At 35.9% G+C, this 20,314-nt stretch carries 15 protein-coding genes; 9 read left to right on the plus strand and 6 right to left on the minus strand.

The genetic code is table 11. The features are described 5' to 3' along the window. Nucleotides 1-28 precede the first annotated feature (28 nt). Entirely contained in the window at nt 29-1,690 is a 1,662-nt protein-coding gene (lldP, locus tag ACK1U5_RS21690; protein WP_001099331.1) for an L-lactate permease, read from the minus strand. Nucleotides 1,691-1,985: 295 nt separating this feature from the next. Between lldP and ACK1U5_RS21695 the strand changes: the two genes are divergently transcribed. After that, a complete protein-coding gene (locus ACK1U5_RS21695) occupies nt 1,986-2,303 on the plus strand; it encodes a DUF4870 domain-containing protein (protein ID WP_001014099.1) in 318 nt (105 codons plus the stop codon). A 71-nt stretch (nt 2,304-2,374) separates the two neighbouring features. Here ACK1U5_RS21695 and ACK1U5_RS21700 read toward each other — a convergent pair whose 3' ends face one another. Both ACK1U5_RS21700 and ACK1U5_RS21705 read right to left on the minus strand, forming a co-directional pair. Further along, nucleotides 2,375-2,866, minus strand: coding sequence for a metal-binding protein (locus ACK1U5_RS21700; RefSeq protein WP_001139060.1), 492 nt, complete (start codon nt 2,864-2,866; stop codon nt 2,375-2,377). A 50-nt stretch (nt 2,867-2,916) separates the two neighbouring features. Beyond that, a complete protein-coding gene (locus tag ACK1U5_RS21705; RefSeq protein ID WP_000810369.1) occupies nt 2,917-3,282 on the minus strand; it encodes a YkvA family protein in 366 nt (121 codons plus the stop codon). A 546-nt stretch (nt 3,283-3,828) separates the two neighbouring features. On the opposite strand from ACK1U5_RS21705, the gene ACK1U5_RS21710 reads away from it, so the two are divergent. From ACK1U5_RS21710 to ACK1U5_RS21735, 6 genes are all read left to right on the plus strand, one after another. After that, nucleotides 3,829-5,757 carry an LTA synthase family protein gene (locus ACK1U5_RS21710; protein WP_000665350.1) on the plus strand — a complete coding sequence of 643 codons (1,929 nt, stop codon included), beginning with the start codon at nt 3,829-3,831 and terminating at the stop codon, nt 5,755-5,757. A 627-nt stretch (nt 5,758-6,384) separates the two neighbouring features. Next, complete coding sequence (locus tag ACK1U5_RS21715) at nt 6,385-7,269, plus strand: D-amino-acid transaminase (RefSeq protein ID WP_080119342.1); 885 nt, start codon at nt 6,385-6,387, stop codon at nt 7,267-7,269. 210 nt (nt 7,270-7,479) lie between these two features. Beyond that, nucleotides 7,480-9,216 carry a C40 family peptidase gene (locus ACK1U5_RS21720; protein WP_000760245.1) on the plus strand — a complete coding sequence of 579 codons (1,737 nt, stop codon included), beginning with the start codon at nt 7,480-7,482 and terminating at the stop codon, nt 9,214-9,216. 368 nt (nt 9,217-9,584) lie between these two features. Further along, nucleotides 9,585-10,796 (plus strand): NupC/NupG family nucleoside CNT transporter, encoded by a 1,212-nt coding sequence (locus ACK1U5_RS21725; RefSeq protein WP_001051029.1) that lies wholly within the window; start codon nt 9,585-9,587, stop codon nt 10,794-10,796. 261 nt (nt 10,797-11,057) lie between these two features. Beyond that, entirely contained in the window at nt 11,058-11,813 is a 756-nt protein-coding gene (locus ACK1U5_RS21730; protein ID WP_000653236.1) for a diguanylate cyclase, read from the plus strand. Continuing rightward, on the plus strand, nt 11,810-13,111 hold the full coding sequence (locus ACK1U5_RS21735; RefSeq protein ID WP_000988751.1) for a glycosyltransferase family 2 protein: 1,302 nt from the start codon (nt 11,810-11,812) through the stop codon (nt 13,109-13,111). The genes ACK1U5_RS21730 and ACK1U5_RS21735 overlap by 4 nt, the downstream gene beginning before the upstream one ends. Before the next feature lie 678 nt (nt 13,112-13,789). Here the strand turns inward: ACK1U5_RS21735 and opuD are convergent. Continuing rightward, a complete protein-coding gene (gene opuD, locus ACK1U5_RS21740) occupies nt 13,790-15,304 on the minus strand; it encodes a glycine betaine transporter OpuD (protein ID WP_001230117.1) in 1,515 nt (504 codons plus the stop codon). Between the two features lie 664 nt (nt 15,305-15,968). Here opuD and ACK1U5_RS21745 point away from each other — a divergent pair. Together ACK1U5_RS21745 and ACK1U5_RS21750 are read left to right on the plus strand one after the other, a co-directional pair. After that, on the plus strand, nt 15,969-16,847 hold the full coding sequence (locus ACK1U5_RS21745) for a cell wall-binding protein EntA (protein ID WP_044584989.1): 879 nt from the start codon (nt 15,969-15,971) through the stop codon (nt 16,845-16,847). A gap of 85 nt (nt 16,848-16,932) precedes the next feature. Continuing rightward, the gene (locus ACK1U5_RS21750) at nt 16,933-17,235 is read left to right on the plus strand and encodes a DUF3910 family protein (protein WP_069605261.1); all 303 of its coding nucleotides are present in this window, start codon (nt 16,933-16,935) and stop codon (nt 17,233-17,235) included. A gap of 132 nt (nt 17,236-17,367) precedes the next feature. Here the strand turns inward: ACK1U5_RS21750 and ACK1U5_RS21755 are convergent, their stop codons facing one another. Both ACK1U5_RS21755 and ACK1U5_RS21760 read right to left on the minus strand, forming a co-directional pair. Beyond that, a complete protein-coding gene (locus ACK1U5_RS21755; protein WP_069605262.1) occupies nt 17,368-18,747 on the minus strand; it encodes a zinc ribbon domain-containing protein in 1,380 nt (459 codons plus the stop codon). 12 nt (nt 18,748-18,759) lie between these two features. Next, nucleotides 18,760-20,310: a zinc ribbon domain-containing protein gene (locus ACK1U5_RS21760; RefSeq protein ID WP_070757671.1), complete on the minus strand. Its 1,551-nt coding sequence runs from the start codon at nt 20,308-20,310 to the stop codon at nt 18,760-18,762. Between the last annotated feature and the right edge of the window lie 4 nt (nt 20,311-20,314).

Raw genomic sequence — 20,314 nt, forward strand, 5'->3', positions numbered from 1 at the left:
AAAATGAAAAGTTTATTTCTTTTGCACTTTACGGAATCATCCACGTTAAATAATACGCCTGCACATACGTCATAATACCAACAATAATTACGAAGAATAAGCTATGCTTCACTGTAAAACGGAACAAATCCGATTCTTTTCCAGCAAGACCAACCGCCGCACAAGCGATCGCAATCGACTGCGGGGAAATCATTTTCCCTGTTACACCGCCTGTTGTATTTGCTGCAACAAGAAGCACTTCAGATACGCCGACTTGCTGCGCTGTAATGGCTTGTAAATTTGAGAACAGTGCATTCGCAGACGTATCAGACCCTGTTAGGAATACGCCAATCCAGCCTAAGAATGGTGAGAAGAACGGGAATAGTCCGCCAGTTCCGGCTAATGCTAACGCTAACGTAGAAGATAGACCAGAATAGTTTGCAATAAATGCAAACCCTAGTACAAATCCGATAGATAGAATTGGCATTTTTAATTCGCTTAACGTTTCTTTAAATGTCACTGCTGCATCTTTTACATTCATTTTCAAAATAAACATGGAAATGATACAAGCAATTAAAATCGCTGTTCCAGTTGCCGATAATACATCAAACTTCAGAATTGCCTCGTAAGGCGTTGGTTTATTTACAATTGGCTCTGCTTTCATTACTAAATTATGCAGACCTGGAATTTCAAACTTAAACACAAGACTTTCTAAAGCCCCTCCTGGAGCGAATAATGCCTTAAAGAAACTTTGGCTCCAAATGACTACCATAACCGTTAATACGATAAATGGGGACCATGCCTTCACTACTTTTCCAAACGTTAATTTTGGCATCGATGCTACTGTCGTTGTTGCTGCTACTTCACTATTTGCTTGTCCAGATTGATAAGTTTCTTTCGGCTGCCAAACTTTTAAGAACAGCGCTAAACTAATTAAACTTACAAGTGCCGATGTAATATCCGGAAGTTCCGGTCCTAAAAATGTCGCTGTAATGAACTGCGTAATCGCAAATGAACTACCCGCTACAAGTAACGCAGGCCACGTTTGTCTTATCCCTTTAAATCCATCCATTAAAAATACGATAAAGAATGGAACAAATAATGATAGGAACGGTAATTGATGCCCAGCCATTTGTCCAATTTTATGTGGATCAATACCTGTTACTTGTCCAGCAACTGTAATCGGAATTCCCATCGCTCCGAACGCCACTGGTGCAGTATTTGCAATCAAACAAAGACCTGCTGCGTATAAAGGATTTAACCCAAGACCCGCAAGAAGCGCTGCTGTAATCGCTACTGGTGCCCCAAATCCTGCCGCTCCTTCTAAAAATGCTCCAAATGAAAATCCAATTAAAATAACGAGTAGACGATGATCGTTCGTAATCGATAATACCGATGCACGAATCACATCAAATTGACCTGTTTTCACAGAAATTTTATATAAAAATACGGACATAATGATAATCCAAGCAATTGGCCATAACCCGTACAAAAAACCGTACCCGGTTGCTGCCATTGCCATCGCGAACGGCATTTTATAAGCGAATAACGCTACTAAAACTGTAAGTACAACTGTAATAAATCCTGCCACATACCCCTTCATGCGGAAAACTGCTAAAGCTAAGAAAAAAAAGATAATCGGAATAAGTGCGACCGCTGCCGAAATCCAAATGTTTCCGAATGGATCATAAACTTGTGTCCATGTGTTCATTGTTCTCTCCCCCTAAAGAATCCCCTTTTAAATAGAATAACCTCATCAATATACTATCAGGTCATCATACCTTTAAGCCTAAAATAAAAAAACGTTTAAGAAAACGTTTTCAACAACTTTCATTTATACTGTACCATAACAATTTCTATTAAAAAAGATTTTTTTGAAAATTTTATTATTTAACAGAAAATCTTACAAAATCGTCACGTTCTTGTAATGTTCATCGATAGGAAGTTTGCCAAAATTATTGCATAATAATAGTATAACAACAGAAATTATTCATGAGGTGATATATATGAACGGAAATAAAATATTAGCTGCGTTATCATACTTTAGTGTACTATTTGCCCCTATCTTATTCCCTATTATCGTTTGGATTGTGGGAGACGCTGAAACAAAACCACATGCAAAACGTGCTCTATGGACACACATCATTCCAAGTATCGCTACATTCATTGGCGTAACTATTCTAGGAATTATGGGCCTTGGATCTGATCAACCAGATGTAACACTTGGAATTGGATCAATGATTGTCTTAGCTATTTGCGGAATCATCAGCTTATACTACTTCATCTGGAACATTGTAAAAGGAATTAAAGTGCTGAAAGCTTAATTTTAAACAAATGTTTGTTTAAAAAGGGCCCCTTGCAATTTGCAAGGGGCCCTTTTCCTAATTCGTTCACTTTATCTTCTGCGTTTCTTCTTTTTTCTCATCATTTTCTTTCGGCGCGTATTCACTTTATCCGCTATAATGTGGAGCGTACTTGCCACAACAATTCCCATTAAGAACGTTACAATTTCAACCTCATGCTTCTTCGCAATTTCTATTAAATTACCATCCAGTGCGATTACATTTAATAGTAATAAAAATGGAGAAAAGACGATTAACATGTACGCAATACGAATTACATCACCAAGTATAATCGTATGTGTAAAGAAAGATCGATGCGGCATTACTTTCTTATAAGGATACCAAAATATACGTAAGAAACCCCATTTGTTATAAGCATTACTGTACGTATCTAAATCTGGTGTTAAAAATGAAGTACCTACTAAAAAACCAATCGCAAAAGTTAATAAAAAATCAAAATTTGTTAATCCATACGAAAAGAGCAAAAACAAAACAACCGGAAGGGATATTAAGTTTATTTTCGTATGCGTTCTTCCTGATGGCATAATGCACTTCCTCGCTTACGTTCGTCCTGTCACCTTATGACAGGTTTCACCTATTGACCTAATTTCTGATCGATAAATGTTGTGTCTATATCCGAACCAAACCATTCTGCCAACTTCACTCGTGCCTTATCTTTCACATCTTCATTGACGTATAACGACACCTGTATTAGTGCGGCCGTTAACGCCCCCAAATCATCCGTATAGCCAATTCCAGCAATGAAATCTGGAATCGCATCAATCGGTGCAATAAAATAAGCGAGTGCTCCAATTACAATAATTTTCACTCGTTTTGGAACATCGGGTCTTTGCAAAACGTAAAACAGTAATAAACTTGCATAAATGACCGATTGCCCTGCTTGCTTTGCAACATGTTTTACTTTCTTCCAAAACGCTTCAACTGAAAATTTTTGTTTCATGTAAAAAGCCTCCCTATTTTTAAAAAGAAATAAGCTACAATATGTTATCAGTAAAAGTTCATGGAAATTACACAAAACCTATCAATGAACTTTTATTGTAACAAACAAACCAAAAAAGAACAAGTGTTCGTTAATTTTCACACTATTTCCTTCATATAATAGATTTCTAGATAACCCTTACCCATCTTCATTTCTTATTTCTCAACAAAGAAAATTTTCACTTCCACTTAACATTCTGCTCTACCTTTGTTATATTTTCTAGTTGACGGACATATAAACGAATGTTAAAGTTTTCTCTGGTAGTGACAAATCTTATACAAAAAATGTAAAATGTTATAGTGTTTCTCAGAAATGAATTTTGTTGTATAATACAGAAATGACGTTATGCTTATGAGCAACAAAAGAAACCAAAAGGGTATGCATAGTTATAGTCGTATATGGGTGAATATAGAACCTTTAATTATGGCCAAGAAAACTATGTATTTTTTATTTTAACATTTTTCGCTCCAAAATCGACCAAGCCTGATAGAGAAAGGGTGGAAATGAATGAAAGAAACCTTGAAATCACAATTTCAAAATGTGCGTTTCACTGTATTCGTAGCTTTAGCCTTATGGCTGAAAACTTACCTTATTACACGCACAAGCTTTGATTTAAAACTTGAATCTTTCATGCAAGAATTCATTTTATTCCTTAGCCCATTAGCAGCATCATTACTGCTTGTTGGTCTTGCATTATTTGCAAAAGGGAAAAAACGTAACTATATAGCACTTGGAATTAATTTTGTCTTAACAATCGTTCTTGTTGGTAACGTAATGTTCTACGGATTCTACAATGACTTCGTTACATTACCGGTGCTAGGACAAACATCTAACTTCGGAAGTTTAGGTTCTAGTGTGAAAGAATTATTTAACTACAAAATTATCCTTGCATTTGCAGACATTATCATATTCTTCGTTCTGTTGAAGAAAATGAAAAACTTTGCACCTACAGAGCGTGTAGCACGCCCGATGCGTTCCCTATACTTCGTATCAACAGTTGCTATCTTCTTCGCAAACTTAGGACTTGCAGAAGCTGAACGCCCAGAACTATTAACACGTTCATTCGACCGCGTTATGCTTGTTAAAAACTTAGGATTATATGTACACCAAGTATACGATCTTGGCTTACAAGCAAAATCAAGTTCACAAAAAGCGTTCGCTGACGGTAGTAAATTACAAGAAACAGAAAACTACGTAAAAACAACACAAAGTAAACCAGATCCAAATATGTTCGGTACTGCAAAAGGGAAAAACGTAATTGTTGTCTCTCTTGAGTCATTACAAACATTCTTAATTGGTGCAACAGTTAATGGACAAGAAGTTACACCATTCTTAAACCAATTTACGAAAGAAAGTTATTACTTTGATAACTTCTTCCATCAAACTGGTCAAGGTAAAACATCTGATGCTGAATTCCTAGTAGATACTTCGTTATATCCACTAGACCGCGGTGCTGTATTCTTTACACACGGTAACAATGAATATACAGCAACTCCAGAAATTTTACGTCAGCAAGGGTATCACACGTCGGTATTCCACGCAAACAACGCAACATTCTGGAACCGTAACATTATGTATCCAGCACTTGGTTATGATCGTTACTACAACGAGCTTGATTACAAGATTACGCCAGAAACAAAATTAAATTGGGGATTAAAAGATATCGAATACTTCGATCAATCTATTGATATGTTAAAACAAGTGAAGCAACCATTCTATACTCGCTTCCTTACTTTAACGAATCATTACCCATTCACTTATGATGACAGTACAAAATTAATCGACGAATATAATTCTGGTGATGGAGTATTTGACCGTTACATGGTAACTGCTCGTTACTTAGACGAAGCAATGAAACACTTTATTGAGCGTCTAAAAGCAGAAGGTATTTACGACAACTCAGTAATCGTATTCTACGGTGACCACTACGGTATTTCTGAAAACCATAACCGTGCAATGGCACAGTTCTTAGGAAAAGAAGAAATCACTGCATTTGACCATATGAACTTACAAAAAACACCGATGTTTATTCACGTTCCAGGTCAAAAAGAAGGTAAAACAATTTCGAAACCAACTGGTGAAATTGACATTAAACCAACTATTCTAAACTTACTTGGTGTAGATTCTACAAATGACGTTCGATTCGGTCATGATGTATTCTCACCTGATAATAAAGGATTTGTTGTTCTTCGTGACGGTAGCTTCGTTACAGATAAATACATGTACACAAACAGTACATTCTATGACCGTGCTACTGGCGAAGTTGTACAATTACCGAAAGAAGAATCTCAACCACTAATTGATCGTGCCCAAAATGAATTGAACATGTCTGATAAAATCATTGAAGGTGACTTACTTCGCTTCTCTGAAAGTAATAAGATCAAAACTGGTGAAGTAAAAACAGTTATTAAAGAAGAAAAGAAGAGCGCTGAGTAATCTCAGCCTCTTTTTTATTTTCTTCCATACAACTACTTATATTCATTAACTTTAAAATTACATAACCTTTACCAAATATTCACATAGTGTTAATGAAGAATCTCTATAATAAAATATGTAAACGAGGTTCTACATATTTCTTATCTCTCATCTTTCGTAAGATCCCTTAAAGAAATGTGTAAATCTTTTGTTTCTACTTTCTTATAATTGTCTTTCAACTTGTTTTGTTTCCATACACAAAGCATTCAACGAGACAATGTCCCTATGAAAGATAGCTACCCTCCTTGTGCAGCATTCCATAAGAATGTTGCTTTTTTTTATTTAAAAGCAGGATTCTCATTTCTTATTTTCGAATTTGTATATACAAAATGCTGTAAAGTGAAAGTTTAATCAGCCCTCACCAATCGGGCATTTACGGGCAGTAATTCGCCACTTCACTTCTTTGCTCTACCGAATTTGTAAGTAGGGGCTTTACTGCCGTTAATGCGGGGTAGATCATCCTTATTTCTCTATGATTTACAAATACATATATGGTCATATGTAGAGAATTGCTCACATAAAAATTACTATAGTGATTTTTATCTCGCATGAATGAAAGTTTCACGTTACTTACGTACTTACGAAAGGATGGGACGGAAATTGGCATACGAAAAATTTGTACTTTGGAATGATGAAGTTATTGATACAACAAAACAACAAACGTACATAGAACTTGAAGAGAGAGGTTCGCAGTTCGGAGATGGTGTCTATGAGGTTATTCGCCTATATAAAGGGAACTTTCATTTATTAGATCCGCACATAACGAGATTATATCGATCCATGGAAGAAGTAGAATTATCGCTCCCTTTCTCAAAAGCTGAGCTCATCACTTTACTTTACAAATTAATTGAACGAAACCATTTCCACGAAGATGGCATCATTTATTTACAAGTATCTCGTGGTGTACAAGCTCGCACACATGTATTTTCATATGACAACCCTCCGACAATTTATGCCTATATTACAAAAAAAGAACGACCAGCTTTATGGATTGAATATGGTATACGCGCTATATCAGAACCCGATACTCGATGGCTACGCTGTGACATTAAATCATTAAATTTATTACCAAACGTACTAGCTGCTACGAAAGCTGAACGGAAAGGCTGTAAAGAGGCACTTCTCGTAAGGAACGGTATTGTAACGGAAGGAAGCCATTCCAACTTCTTTTTAATTAAAAACGGAACGCTTTACACACATCCAGCCAATCACCTTATTTTAAATGGCATTATTCGTCAATATGTCCTTTCTTTAGCGAATACTCTTCACATTCCTGTGCAGGAAGAACTTTTCAGCGTTCGTGACGTTTATCAAGCAGATGAATGCTTTTTTACAGGCACAACGATTGAAATTTTACCGATGACCCACCTTGATGGGACCGCGATTCAAGATGGGCAAGTTGGGCCTATCACCAAAAAACTGCAAAAATCTTTTAATCAAATCTTATTACAATCCAATATGGCATCTTCTTAAACACGAATAATTTCTGTCCTTTCATATTCAATATATGCATTTAAATGGAAATCAAGGTGTAATTTTATGCCTTGATTTTTTTCTTGTAATCTTTTTGTCATATTCAGATTCCTATATAAGTCTTGACAGTAATCGACATGCTCTTTAGAATTTTTAACAGTTGGTAAATATTTCTTCACTACATTACAGACAGAAAGGAATCGACAAATTATGAAAAAGTATCTTGCCGGTCTTGCGGCAGTGTCTGTAGCAGGAGGAGCAGCACCTACACTTGATAGTGTTCAAGCTGCACCTGAACAAAATACACAAAAAGCTGCTACAGCTGTCCAAGCTTCTGCATCAAACAGCTCATCTTATAAGGTAAACGCGAGCGTATTACATGTTCGTGCGGGATCAAGCACTTCTCACGACATCATCTCACGCGTTTATAACGGTCAATCACTAAACGTGATTGGCGAAGAAAACGGTTGGTTCAAAATTAACATTAATGGACAAACAGGCTTTGTTAGTGGCGAATTTGTATCAAAAAGTGGCGCAGCAAACAACAATGTAAGTACAGGTGGAAACAATAAAGTTACCGCTGATGTATTACGTGTACGTACAGCTCCTAACACATCTAGTTCTGTTTCTGGGCGTGTATATGAAGGACAAACATTAAACGTAATTGGACAAGAAAATGGTTGGGTGAAAATTAACCATAATGGACAAGTAGGTTATGTAAGTGGCGAATTCGTATCTGGCGTTTCTTCTAATGCAGGTTCTTCAAACAACAATACGAATAATAACAACCAAGAAGTAAAACCAGCAAGCGGAAACTATACAGTAAATGTATCTTCCCTTCGCGTTCGTACAGGTCCTAGCACTTCTCATACAACTGTAGGTTCTGTCAAAAAAGGACAAGTAGTACAAGTTGTTGGCGAAGTTCAAGATTGGTTCAAAATCAATTACGCAGGACAAACTGCTTATGTAAGCAAAGACTACGTAACAAAAGGCGGTTCTAACGAAAACGTTACAGAAGGCAACAAACAAGAGCAAAACAATAATAATGGAACTATTCAAACTGGTGGTTCTTACGTGGTTAACGCTACATCTCTACGTGTTCGTACAGGCCCTGCCGCTTACCATAGTGTAATTGGTGGCGTTTTAAATGGTACAACATTAAACGTAGTTGGATCTGAAAACGGTTGGTTTAAAGTAAATTACCAAGGAAAAACAGGCTTTGTTAGTAGCGAATTTGTAAAATTCGTTAAAGGTGGCACTACTACTCCTGAGCAACCAAAACAACCCGAAAAACCTAACCAAGGTGCAATTGGCGACTACTACATTAATGCTTCTGCACTAAATGTACGTAGCGGCGAAGGTACAAATTATAGAATCATAGGCGCACTTCCACAAGGACAGAAGGTTCAAGTAATCTCTGAAAACTCTGGATGGAGCAAAATTAACTACAACGGTCAAACTGGTTATATCGGAACACGTTACCTGTCTAAAACACCAGTTGGAGGCGCAGTAGATAATAAGCCTAACAATAACCAAAATAACAATCAAAACAATAGCAACAATAATAATACAGGCAACAATAGCGGCGACAGTTCTTCCGTACTTGCATATGCAAAATCAATGCAAGGTGTACCGTACGTTTGGGGCGGAACTTCTGCTAACGGTGTAGACTGCAGTGGCTACATCTACCACGTATTTAAGAAATTTGGTCATAACATTAGCCGCCAAAGTGTTGCAGGATATTGGAGTAGCCTACCAAAAACTTCAAGTCCACAACCTGGTGACTTAATTTATTTCCAAAACACTTATAAATCTGGTCCTTCTCACATGGGTATTTACCTTGGGGGCGGATCATTTATCCAAGCTGGAGATAAAGGTGTCGCGATCGCTTCATTAAGTAACTCTTATTGGAAGAGCCACTTCTTAGGATACACGAAAGCACCTTAATTAATAGTTTCAAAGCCTTCTAGTTTACTAGAAGGCTTTTTTTGCTATGAGTTCAACATATTACTCCCTTTCTCCTACCTTCTCTCTACAAAAATAATGTATCCATTCTTCCATTTCATACACTTTATTCTACAAAAACAATGCATAACGTTATCATAATGTATATATTTTCATAAAAAACATAACCTATTTCATGTCTATTTATTTTATATGTGTTTTTTTGAAGAATTTTCTTTTTATTTAAACTTTTCATTAGACGTTTGACCTCCGATGTCCATTATGATAAGTTACTAAAGATGTTATATTCGCAAACGTATAGACAACTGGTTTATACACTGTTTTTACTATGAGGAAGGAGCATACACTGCATGAATCTTTTATGGGGAATTGGCGGCGTGATTGGAGTATTAGCAATTGCTTTCTTACTATCTTCCAACCGCAAAGCTATTAATTGGCGCACAATTTTAATTGCGCTAGCATTACAAATGTCATTTTCATTTATCGTATTACGATGGGACGCTGGTAAAGCAGGTTTAAAACACGCTGCTGACGGTGTTCAAGGATTAATTAATTTTTCTTACGAGGGAATTAAGTTCGTTACTGGGGATTTAGTCAACGCAAAGGGACCTTGGGGATTTGTATTCTTTATTCAAGCACTACTTCCAATCGTATTTATTAGTTCATTAGTAGCAATCTTATATTATTTCGGTATTATGCAGAAATTTGTTAGCATCGTTGGTGGTGCATTAAGTAAACTTCTTGGAACTTCTAAAGCAGAAAGCCTAAACTCAGTAACGACTGTATTTTTAGGACAAACTGAAGCTCCAATTTTAATTAAACCTTACTTAGCACGCTTAACAAATAGTGAATTCTTCACTATTATGGTAAGCGGTATGACAGCTGTTGCTGGATCCGTTCTTGTCGGTTATGCAGCAATGGGTATTCCGTTAGAGCACTTATTAGCAGCTGCAATTATGGCGGCTCCATCGAGCTTATTAATTGCGAAACTAATCATGCCAGAGACAGAAAAAGTAGATAATAACGTTGAACTTTCTACAGAACGTGAAGACGCAAATGTTATTGATGCAGCTGCACGCGGCGCATCTGAAGGTATGCAACTTGTTATTAACGTAGCAGCAATGTTAATGGCTTTCATCGCATTAATCGCTTTATTAAATGGATTATTAGGATGGGTTGGTTCTCTGTTCGATATTAAACTTAGCCTTGATTTAATCTTTGGTTACTTATTATCACCATTCGCAATCTTAATCGGGGTTTCTCCTGGTGAAGCGATACAAGCAGCAAGCTTTATCGGTCAAAAACTTGCAATCAACGAATTCGTTGCATACGCAAACTTAGGACCGCACATGGCAGAGTTCTCTGACAAAACAAATCTAATTTTAACATTCGCAATCTGTGGATTCGCAAACTTCTCTTCTATCGCAATTCAATTAGGTGTAACAGGAACGCTAGCTCCTACTCGCCGTAAACAAATTGCACAATTAGGGATTAAAGCAGTTATCGCTGGTACATTAGCGAACTTCTTAAATGCAGCAGTTGCAGGTATGATGTTCCTATAAACTTATATAGAGTCTTCTCTTTCTACAAGAGGAGACTTTTTTCATGCAATCCAAGCGTCTTTTATGTATCTATTAATCAATTTATCCTAAATATAAGTACATTATGATACAATAATGTTTAAGTCTTTTTATTTTTCTTATGAAAATAGAGATACTACTTGTTGTTGCCCTTCAAAAGAATGTAACGACATAGTCAATTTCTTAATAATTGCGCATACTACAAGTATCTATTGATGAAATAGCTTTAAGGAGGAAAGTTTTGTGAAAGATAAGTTCTATAAAATCCTCTCTATGTGGATTTTACAAATTGTATTTTATTTTACTACTGTATATGTGACGAAATATGAGCATGCTCTCATTTTTACAATAATATACGTAATCGTAAATGTACTATTCTTATTTTTAGCTGACAAAACAGCATTTGTTTTCTTTATACTAGGGACCATTATTTCCGTATTTTATTTGTTCTATCAAGCATGGCTTCACTTATGGAGTACATCAGATCAATGGCAATATATGATTACCCACTTCCTGATGGCAGCTAACTTCTTCATTGTATATATAACAACTCACCTATTGAAAAAAGTGGTTCATGAAAATAAAACTTTAACTGAGCGTGTGAGAACATTGGAACAATATATTGGAGAATCCAAATTACTAACAAGACAAGAATTTGAGAGACGCCAAGCGTTATTAACGACTGCAATGAATCGTCGTAATGAAACAGGCATTATTGTTTACTTTGATTTCACTTCCTTTAGTAAATATACAAAGGAAAGTGTTATGGACCGTGTAGCTTCTTTATTAGTTGAAACGGTAAGGAATGATTTTGACCTTACTGCTGAATATGATAATAATACGCTAGTTATTTTATTACAAAACACAAATGAAGCTGGTGCTGACATTGTAATGAACCGCCTAAAACCAAAAATGGAGCAATGGCTTGCTGCTGAAGCAATCAAAGATATAAAAATTTCACGCGAGCAAATTGGAAACAAAGGACAGACACTGTTATGATGACTCTCGTTATACTTCTTTTATTCCTTCTGTTTTGCGTACTCGTTTTTTGGATTAGTATCACATTTTCAATTAAATATGTACTTATTTTTACGGCTTTTCTATTCTCTGGCTTACTCGTTTACTACTCTTTCTTAACAATCGCGGGCTTAATTCACCGAAATAGTAAACGAAAAGATCGTACGCTAGAACATTATCCGAGCGTCGATATTTTCATACCTGCCCATAATGAAGGCGTCGTTATTAAAGATACTTTAGAGGCGATGGCAAAGATTGAATATCCAGGAAAGCTAACTATTTATTTATTAAATGATAACTCTCAAGATGAAACACCTGAAATCGGAGATGATTTCGACAAAGCTTATGCTCATATTCGTCATATTCGTGTTCCTCCCGGTGAACCGAAGGGTAAATCACGTGTACTAAACTATGGGCTTAGTATTTCAGATGGTGAGTACTTCTGTGTTTACGATGCAGATAACCAGCCTGAACCACACGCACTGCGAATGCTTGTAGAACACGCTGAAACAACTGAAGATGCTGTTGGAGCTGTTGGACACGTTCGTACAGTAAACGAAAAAAGAAACTGGTTAACGCGAATGATTTCGCTAGAATTCCAAATCTTCCAGCTCCTTATGCAATCTGGACGCTGGTTACTATTCCAAACGGGCTCGCTGACAGGAACAAACATGCTTCTTCGTCGCTCCGCACTAGAAGAGCTTGGTGGCTATGACCCTTACGCAATTGCAGAAGATGCTGAATTAACATTACGAATTACACAAAAAGGTTATCTCTTACCAATCGTCCCAGAATCAGTTACTTGGGAACAAGAACCAGAGCATTTAAAAATTCTTATTAAACAACGTACACGTTGGCTCCAAGGAAATTTATATATTTTAGAAAAAATGTTCTCATCATTAAGTTTCTTTAAAGGAAAGCTGCTTGTTCATTCCTTACAACAAGTTCTAGTGTATGTTGTATTTTGGCTATTCCTAATCATTTCGAACGTTTGGTTTGTAATTGGGCTACTCGGGATATTCCAAATTCAATATAGCATTCCGCTACTATTTATGTGGTATGTCGCATATATTACATATGTTTCTCAATTATTTAGTGCCCAGAGTGTCGAACGAACCTTTACACCGACTAATATTTTTATTAGCGTTATTATGTACTTTACGTACGCACAGCTCTTTACGTACTTATTTATTCGTAGCTTAATCTTATACTTACGTGCAAAGAGCAAGAAACAAGTCATTGGCTGGGATAAAACAGTTCGATTCAAAAAAGATAAATAATAAAAATAAGCACAGAGCGCCGTATGCTCTGTGCTTATTTATTGCCGTATAAATTATATATCAGACAATACCCCTTAGCTGAAAGTAATTTCACGTCCATCCCCCAACGAACGATCGACCTTCATTTATATACGAAAAAGTGATTGCTATTTTTGTAGAACCAATTGCTTCTCTTGCTGTTCTTTGCGCGTTTCAGTCTTAGGTTCCGTGCTTTCTTGGACACTACGATGTGCCACACGTTTCAAACAAATATGCTTCCACTTTCTTTCGTAACGTTTCATTATTCTAGATGTCCCCCTTGAATGCGCTTTAAAACTATTTGAAATCGCTTACAGGAAATAATATAGCACATATATATAAACGTGACAACACATTTCCGACAATTTTTTGTCAAAAATATGAATAGAATTCGTAAGGGATCGAATATTGTCGAAACCTATCGTTTTTTCTTCGTATAAAAGGCATACTACTTATATGGTAAAGTATTTTATTTCCCCCTACCCGCATTTCAAATTCCTTCTATATAAAGTGAAACTTTCATTAGCCATCACCAATCGGGCTTTTACAAGCAGCTCGATTTATTTGCTTTTGCTGAATTTTGAGGTGGGGTTCTTACTGCTCAGCAAATAGAGGGATAAAAAAAGAGCTGATATGAAATCAGCTCTTTTCCTTCTATTATTAATGACGCTTCATACGTCCTTCTTTTTGTAACTCTTTAAATAATGCTGCCATCATAAAGAAAATAACAAAGACGAACGGGAATGCTGCAATGATAGCTGCCGTTTGTAAGGCTTCTAATCCGCCAATATATAATAGCGTAGAAGCTATCGCGGCTAGAACGATACCCCAAATCATTTTAATACGATTTGGTGGGTTTAAACTACCATGTGTCGTTAACATCCCTAAAACGAATGTTGCAGAGTCTGCAGATGTAATAAAGAATGTTGCAATAAGTAAAATGCCTAAAACTGATAAAGCTGATCCAAAGCTGCCCATCTGATCGAACATAGCGAATAATCCTACTTCTGTTCCCATCTCTTTCACTTTTTCGAAGATATGTGCATCACCAAACAGCTCCATATGAATACCTGTTCCGCCGAAAACAGAGAACCAAAGTGCACCAATTACGGTCGGTACGAGTAACACACCGATTACAAACTCACGAATTGTACGTCCTCGTGAAACACGAGCAATAAACGTACCTACGAACGGTGACCATGCAATCCACCATGCCCAATAGAAAATTGTCCACGATTGAATCCATTGGTTCCCACCTTCGTCTAATGGACTTAAACGGAAGCTCATGCTTGGTAATTCCTGAATATAAGAACCGATTGTTGAAGTGAAGTAATTCATAATAAAGTTTGTTGGACCCGCAAATAATACAATAATCATAAGTGCAAACGCAAAAATAATGTTCGTATTACTTAAATATTTAATTCCCTTATCCAGACCTGTTTGCGCAGATAACATAAATAATACTGTTACGATTGCAATAATAACTAACTGTGTCGTTAATGAGTTCGGGATAGATGTTAAATAACTAACACCACCCGCAATTTGTTTTGCACCGAGACCTAATGACGTTGCAACACCAAACACAGTTGCAAAAACAGCTAACACATCAAATGAATGAGCAATACGCCCGTGTTCCCCGCCCTTAAATAACGGACCTACTGTCGCACTAATCGTACTTGCTTTTCCTTTTCTAAAGGTAAAGTAAGCAATACATAACGCTACAAACGCATATAGTCCCCAAGGATGTAATCCCCAATGGAAAAATGAAAAACGCAGTGCAAGACGCGCACTTTCCTCAGTTGCACCTTCTCCAAACGGAGGTGCGTATAAATGGTTTAATGGTTCAGCAACGCCCCAGAAAACTAAGCCGATACCCATACCAGCACTAAATAGCATAGCAAACCATGTCATATAACTATAATCAGGTTCGTCATCATCTTTACCTAGACGAATAGAACCGTATTTCGAAACAATTAAAAAGATAGACACACCTAAAATAATAGAAACGGAAATAATATAAAACCAGCCGAACTTACTAACTAATGCAGTTTGAATTGCGGTTGTTACATTTCCTAAACTACCTTTTCCAATAATAGATTCGGGAATAATCCCCCAAATTGTAAATGCAATACATAATGTTAATGAAACGATGAATGTTTTTGTCAGTTTCCTCATCAAATCCCCCTTCGTAGGTTTCGCTTTTGTAAATAACATAAATTCCGATATGTAAAATCGGATAGAAAACTATAATTTTGCGGTGATTTTCTTACTTTCACCTTCACCAATTCGAATTCTTATGGACAGCCTTACCTTTCGTATAACCTTTTCACTCTGCAAGAGCTACAAGTTAGAAATACTGCTGTCAAATTGTGTGAGAAAAACGCGGATAGGAATGTATTTTCCTAAAAAAGGATGTGTTACATATGTAAAAAAGGGCAAATTTCTTCCTTGCAACCCTTTCGTTTTGTAACAATTATGCGGTTTTTTTGCTAGTATATAGCACGTGTTTATAGCTTCACAAACAAAATGTTTATGTTTATATAACTATATTACCCATAAAACGGTAAAATACTCAAGGAATGTAACCGTTTAGTAAACATCATGTAACATTCCTGTAATATTTTTATTTACGTCGAAAAAAACATGTTGTATTAAATATTTTGAATATAACTAGAAACCTATGAGTCATATAGAATGAAAAACGCTTTCCTATATTTTTTGTTATATTACAGGATATTAACGACTTATTACGAATGGTTTGTAATTGTGTGTTTTCCCCAAATCCGAAAAAATCTGTTGCTATAATGAGGACACGAAAACAAACGCAATGGAGGCTATCATGAAAAAATTAATTGGTATAGCAACAGCAGCAGTTTTTGGTCTTGGGATTTTCACATCATCTGCTAATGCAGAAACTGTTGTAACAACAGACGTACTAAACGTACGCGAAAACCCTACTACGGAATCAAAAGTTGTCGGTAAATTACTAAACGGTAATAAAATAGATGTACAAAATACAGAGAACGGATGGTCAAAAGTTACTTTAAACGGTAAAGACGCATTCGTAAGTGCAGAGTTCACAAAAAGCATCTACTACGTAACAGCTAACGTATTAAACGTACGTGCTGAAGCGAACACAAACTCAGAGGTTCTTGGAAAGTTGAAGAAAGACGATGTAATCGAAACAACGAACCAAGTACAAAATGATTGGTTACAATTTGAATATAACGGGAAAACAGCTTATGTTCATGTTCCTTTCTTAACAGGTACAGCACCTGTAATTGAGAAACAAGAAACAACTGCTCCTGCTAAAGCTGAAGCACCAGCTAAGGCTCAAGCACCTATAGCACAAGCAAAACCAGCTGCTAAGCCTGCTGTAAAAGCTGCTGAAACTAACACACCTTCTGGTGGTCGTGAGTTAACAGTTGTAGCTACAGCATATACAGCTCACCCGAGCGAAAACGGTGGCACATATGGCGGCCGTGTATTAACTGCAATGGGTCATGATTTAACTGCGAATCCAAACATGAAAATGATCGCTGTTGACCCGAAAGTAATCCCATTAGGATCTAAAGTATGGGTAGAAGGTTACGGAGAAGCTATCGCTGGAGATACTGGTGGTGCAATTAAAGGTAACCGTATTGATATCTTACTTGGATCAGATAGCGCTGCTCAAAAATGGGGACGCAAAACTGTTAAAGTGAAAATTTTAAAATAACCAATGACTGCTAAATTACAAGCCGGTTCTCTTTATTGAGAGCTGGCTTTTATTTATTTATAATACATATAAGGAGGCTATGCCCATGAATGTACAAGCAAAAGTAGACTGGATTGGTACGCCAAAACCGTACATATATAAAGATGAAGTAACATATAACGCTACGTCTATTGATTTCTCACTCGCTGGCGATGATAACCGCTATAAGTTAATTGTGCTCAAGTCTGAAAACAATACACATTACAAAATTGTGCAATATGGAATAAAACCAGGCTCTCAAAAGCCATTTCCTATCGAAATTCCATTTGAACAAAACATGTTACCAATTATACAGCAGATATTACATGATCCATATGTACAAGAAATATTAAAGGAAACACACTCATAATTGTAAAAAAATATATCAACGATTTTTCAATTATATCTATCATAACTTATGATATATCAACGGTTCAAAACGAAATATCGATTTAGCTACAAAAAAAAGAAGCTGTTCAAATATTGAACAGCTTCTCTCATATTAACGAGTTGGACCAGATACATCTTCTGATTTCAACGTATTATTTGCACCAAGAGAATGATACAACATCTTTCCATTCCCATCCACAGTTACAATATGTTCGTTATTAAAACTTTTGAACTTCACAGATCCATCACCGTAACGAATATGATACTCTTCATATGTCGTTACTTTATATTTCGTATCACTTTGACGCTCTACATTACGAACTTCCATTGTTAATAAGTCTTCTGTAATTCCTTTTTTGTGTAAATACTGTATATAATCACGGTCTTCCTTATACGATTTCCCACTCTTATCATAATTCTTTTCAATTAAACTAAAATCATTTAATGAAATTGCACGTACGTTATCATAAATATGATTTCTTACAAATTCACCCACTGCTGAACTTGATGTTTCTTTCGGGAATTTTAAATAATACGTGCTTTGGTCTCCAATTTTAGCACTTTCAGATTTCATCACACCAAAATCAGTAGTTTTCTCTAAATGTACTTCTACTGTTTCATCTGTGGATACAGGGCCAAGCTTATAACTTCCATAATTTAATTTTCCACGTTTTTTCCCATTCACAAATACAGTTGCATCACTTTCATCAGAAGAAATGCTTACATACTTGCCTTCAAGCGATAAATCCACTTTCACCTTCTCGCTCTGTTCATCCGCTAGATCTACTTCTTTCTCTGTTTCTAATTCAGTCAGTTCTGTCTTCGCCGTTGCCTTTACAACATATGTACCTGGGAAGTATGGCCCCAACTCTTTCGAAGTTTTATCACTAGAAAGCTCTGTTTCTTTTTTGTCATTCACATATATCTCTGCATTTTTTGCAGTTGTACTAATGCTCATATAATAAGATTTCATGCTAAACTTATACTTTGGATATAAGAACCACTCTTTTCCCTCTTCTACTATTTCCCCGTCCTTAAATGAAGATTTATCTTTAGTTAACTTTTGATCTACTGTCTCTTTCTGTAAATAAGACAGTAATTGTTTGTTGTAAGAAGGATTCTCTTTTAAATAACGCATGTACGCTTTAATATCCTCTGTCTTAATCTTTAAGCTTGAATCATTCGCTTTTACAAACTCATCAATTGCATTAATATCTTTCTTTTGGAATGCTTCAATCATTACATTTACTTGCTTTTCTTTTGAAAACTTATATGCTCCAAATTTATATGCCCCAAATAATAATGCAGCAATAGCAGCAAAACCAATGATCAAAAATAAATTTTTCTTACTTTTCACTGATTTTGTCTCGCTTTGTAATTCTGTATATGAAGCAGCAGTGTTATCAACGATTACTTCTACTTTACTCCCACACTCCGGACAAAAGTTCAAATGGTCTGCAACGTTCTTTTTACATGTTCCACAAAACTTCAACGTGCTCTCCTCCTATTTTTTAGCTAATTTCATTCCAGCAAATGCCGCTACATATGTCACAATCAAGCTAAACAAAGTTAAATATATAAATGAATTTTGCATAGATAATACCGTTCCACTTGTTCCAAATAAACCTGTTACCGTTCCTGAAACATTAATTTGGAACTTAGAAATCATATTCATTACAATCATCATAATTGTGTAAGAACCACTACATACCGCTAATGTAATATATATATTGGCAGTCGGTAATTTAGCTAACTTTCTTCCCGCTCTAAACATAAAGAACAATGGAATAATAAGCAGTAATAAACCATAATGGAATACGTTATTCACTTTATCAAATTCTGCAAGGCTTTCCTCATTTGCTCCTTTTGAAATCAATATCTCTCTAAGCTCTACGCCATTTACAGAGACGCCTGATATAAATGAAAACGATAGTGTGCTCTCATATGTATTTGATTTCTTACCAATTCTAGTAAATTCTTTACTAAGTGCTGGACTTGATACTTCTAACGGCGCAAAATGAGCCATACTCCATAATTGAGGTGTTAACTCTAATGCTAATAATGTACTTTCAGATTTTAAAGTTGTTATTTCTTTTAATGGTTCAATACCGTCTTCCTTACTTACTAACGCCATAATACAAACCGCTACCGCTGTTACTAAAAGTCCTTTTATCATAGCTGAAACACCGTAATACACAGACGCTCCATATGGCATTAACTCTTGAAATGCTACTGCCATATTGTTTTTGCTTGTATGAGCAATAAATCCTAATAAGGTAAATAATGTCCCACATACAAAACCACTCAATAAACTCTTAATCGCTGAATAGCCAACCGTAATCTTACCTGCTTCTGAGAATGGAATTGCAAAAGATTGTGATGCTATAAAACTTATAATGAATAAAAAGACGCCATAAATAATACCAACTGTTGCTGCCATAAAGATTTGATCTTTAATCGTTTTCGCAACATGCTGTTTCCCTAACCAAATTCCTGTACCAACGAAAATAATAAATGGAATGATTAATAATAATGTAAATGGAGTATGCCAAGATAAAGAAAATATCAACCCACTATCATCGTTAGCTGTAAAACCAAGTAAATGGTAACTTAACATCGTAGAAGTTGCACTCGAATAAAAACTTGGCAACATTTCTAATTCTTTTGCAAATTTGCTAAACATCTCACTTAACATAGCAGCAAATAATAAACTACCAATCCAACCAGCAATTAACATGAGAATACTTGCAACAGCCCCACCAATAAAACCTTTTTGTAAAACGGCTTTATCTGCTTTAAATTCAACTTTAGGAGCACCATCCATTGTAGGCAATTTTACAGATTGTTCTTTTTTCTTCACAACAGATAAAGAATACCCACACTTTTGACAATATAAATTTTTTTGAGCATTTTCACTGCCACAACCTTTGCAGTATTTTGCATTATCTTTTTCTAATGTTACTGCATCTATAGCTCCTGCAATCTCCATACTACCTTCATTTGGGCAATAATTTACTTCTTCACCATGTTGTTTTCCACATGTGCGACAATACATTTAA

The sequence above is a fragment of the Bacillus sp. XB1 genome (assembly GCF_053557995.1).

Coding starts and splice junctions, on each gene's coding strand:
- lldP (WP_001099331.1), bottom strand. CDS start 1,690: ATGAACACATGGACACAAGTTTATGATCCATTCGGAAACATTTGGATT.
- ACK1U5_RS21695 (WP_001014099.1), top strand. CDS start 1,986: ATGAACGGAAATAAAATATTAGCTGCGTTATCATACTTTAGTGTACTA.
- ACK1U5_RS21700 (WP_001139060.1), bottom strand. CDS start 2,866: ATGCCATCAGGAAGAACGCATACGAAAATAAACTTAATATCCCTTCCG.
- ACK1U5_RS21705 (WP_000810369.1), bottom strand. CDS start 3,282: ATGAAACAAAAATTTTCAGTTGAAGCGTTTTGGAAGAAAGTAAAACAT.
- ACK1U5_RS21710 (WP_000665350.1), top strand. CDS start 3,829: ATGAAAGAAACCTTGAAATCACAATTTCAAAATGTGCGTTTCACTGTA.
- ACK1U5_RS21715 (WP_080119342.1), top strand. CDS start 6,385: ATGGGACGGAAATTGGCATACGAAAAATTTGTACTTTGGAATGATGAA.
- ACK1U5_RS21720 (WP_000760245.1), top strand. CDS start 7,480: ATGAAAAAGTATCTTGCCGGTCTTGCGGCAGTGTCTGTAGCAGGAGGA.
- ACK1U5_RS21725 (WP_001051029.1), top strand. CDS start 9,585: ATGAATCTTTTATGGGGAATTGGCGGCGTGATTGGAGTATTAGCAATT.
- ACK1U5_RS21735 (WP_000988751.1), top strand. CDS start 11,810: ATGATGACTCTCGTTATACTTCTTTTATTCCTTCTGTTTTGCGTACTC.
- opuD (WP_001230117.1), bottom strand. CDS start 15,304: ATGAGGAAACTGACAAAAACATTCATCGTTTCATTAACATTATGTATT.
- ACK1U5_RS21745 (WP_044584989.1), top strand. CDS start 15,969: ATGAAAAAATTAATTGGTATAGCAACAGCAGCAGTTTTTGGTCTTGGG.
- ACK1U5_RS21750 (WP_069605261.1), top strand. CDS start 16,933: ATGAATGTACAAGCAAAAGTAGACTGGATTGGTACGCCAAAACCGTAC.
- ACK1U5_RS21760 (WP_070757671.1), bottom strand. CDS start 20,310: ATGTATTGTCGCACATGTGGAAAACAACATGGTGAAGAAGTAAATTAT.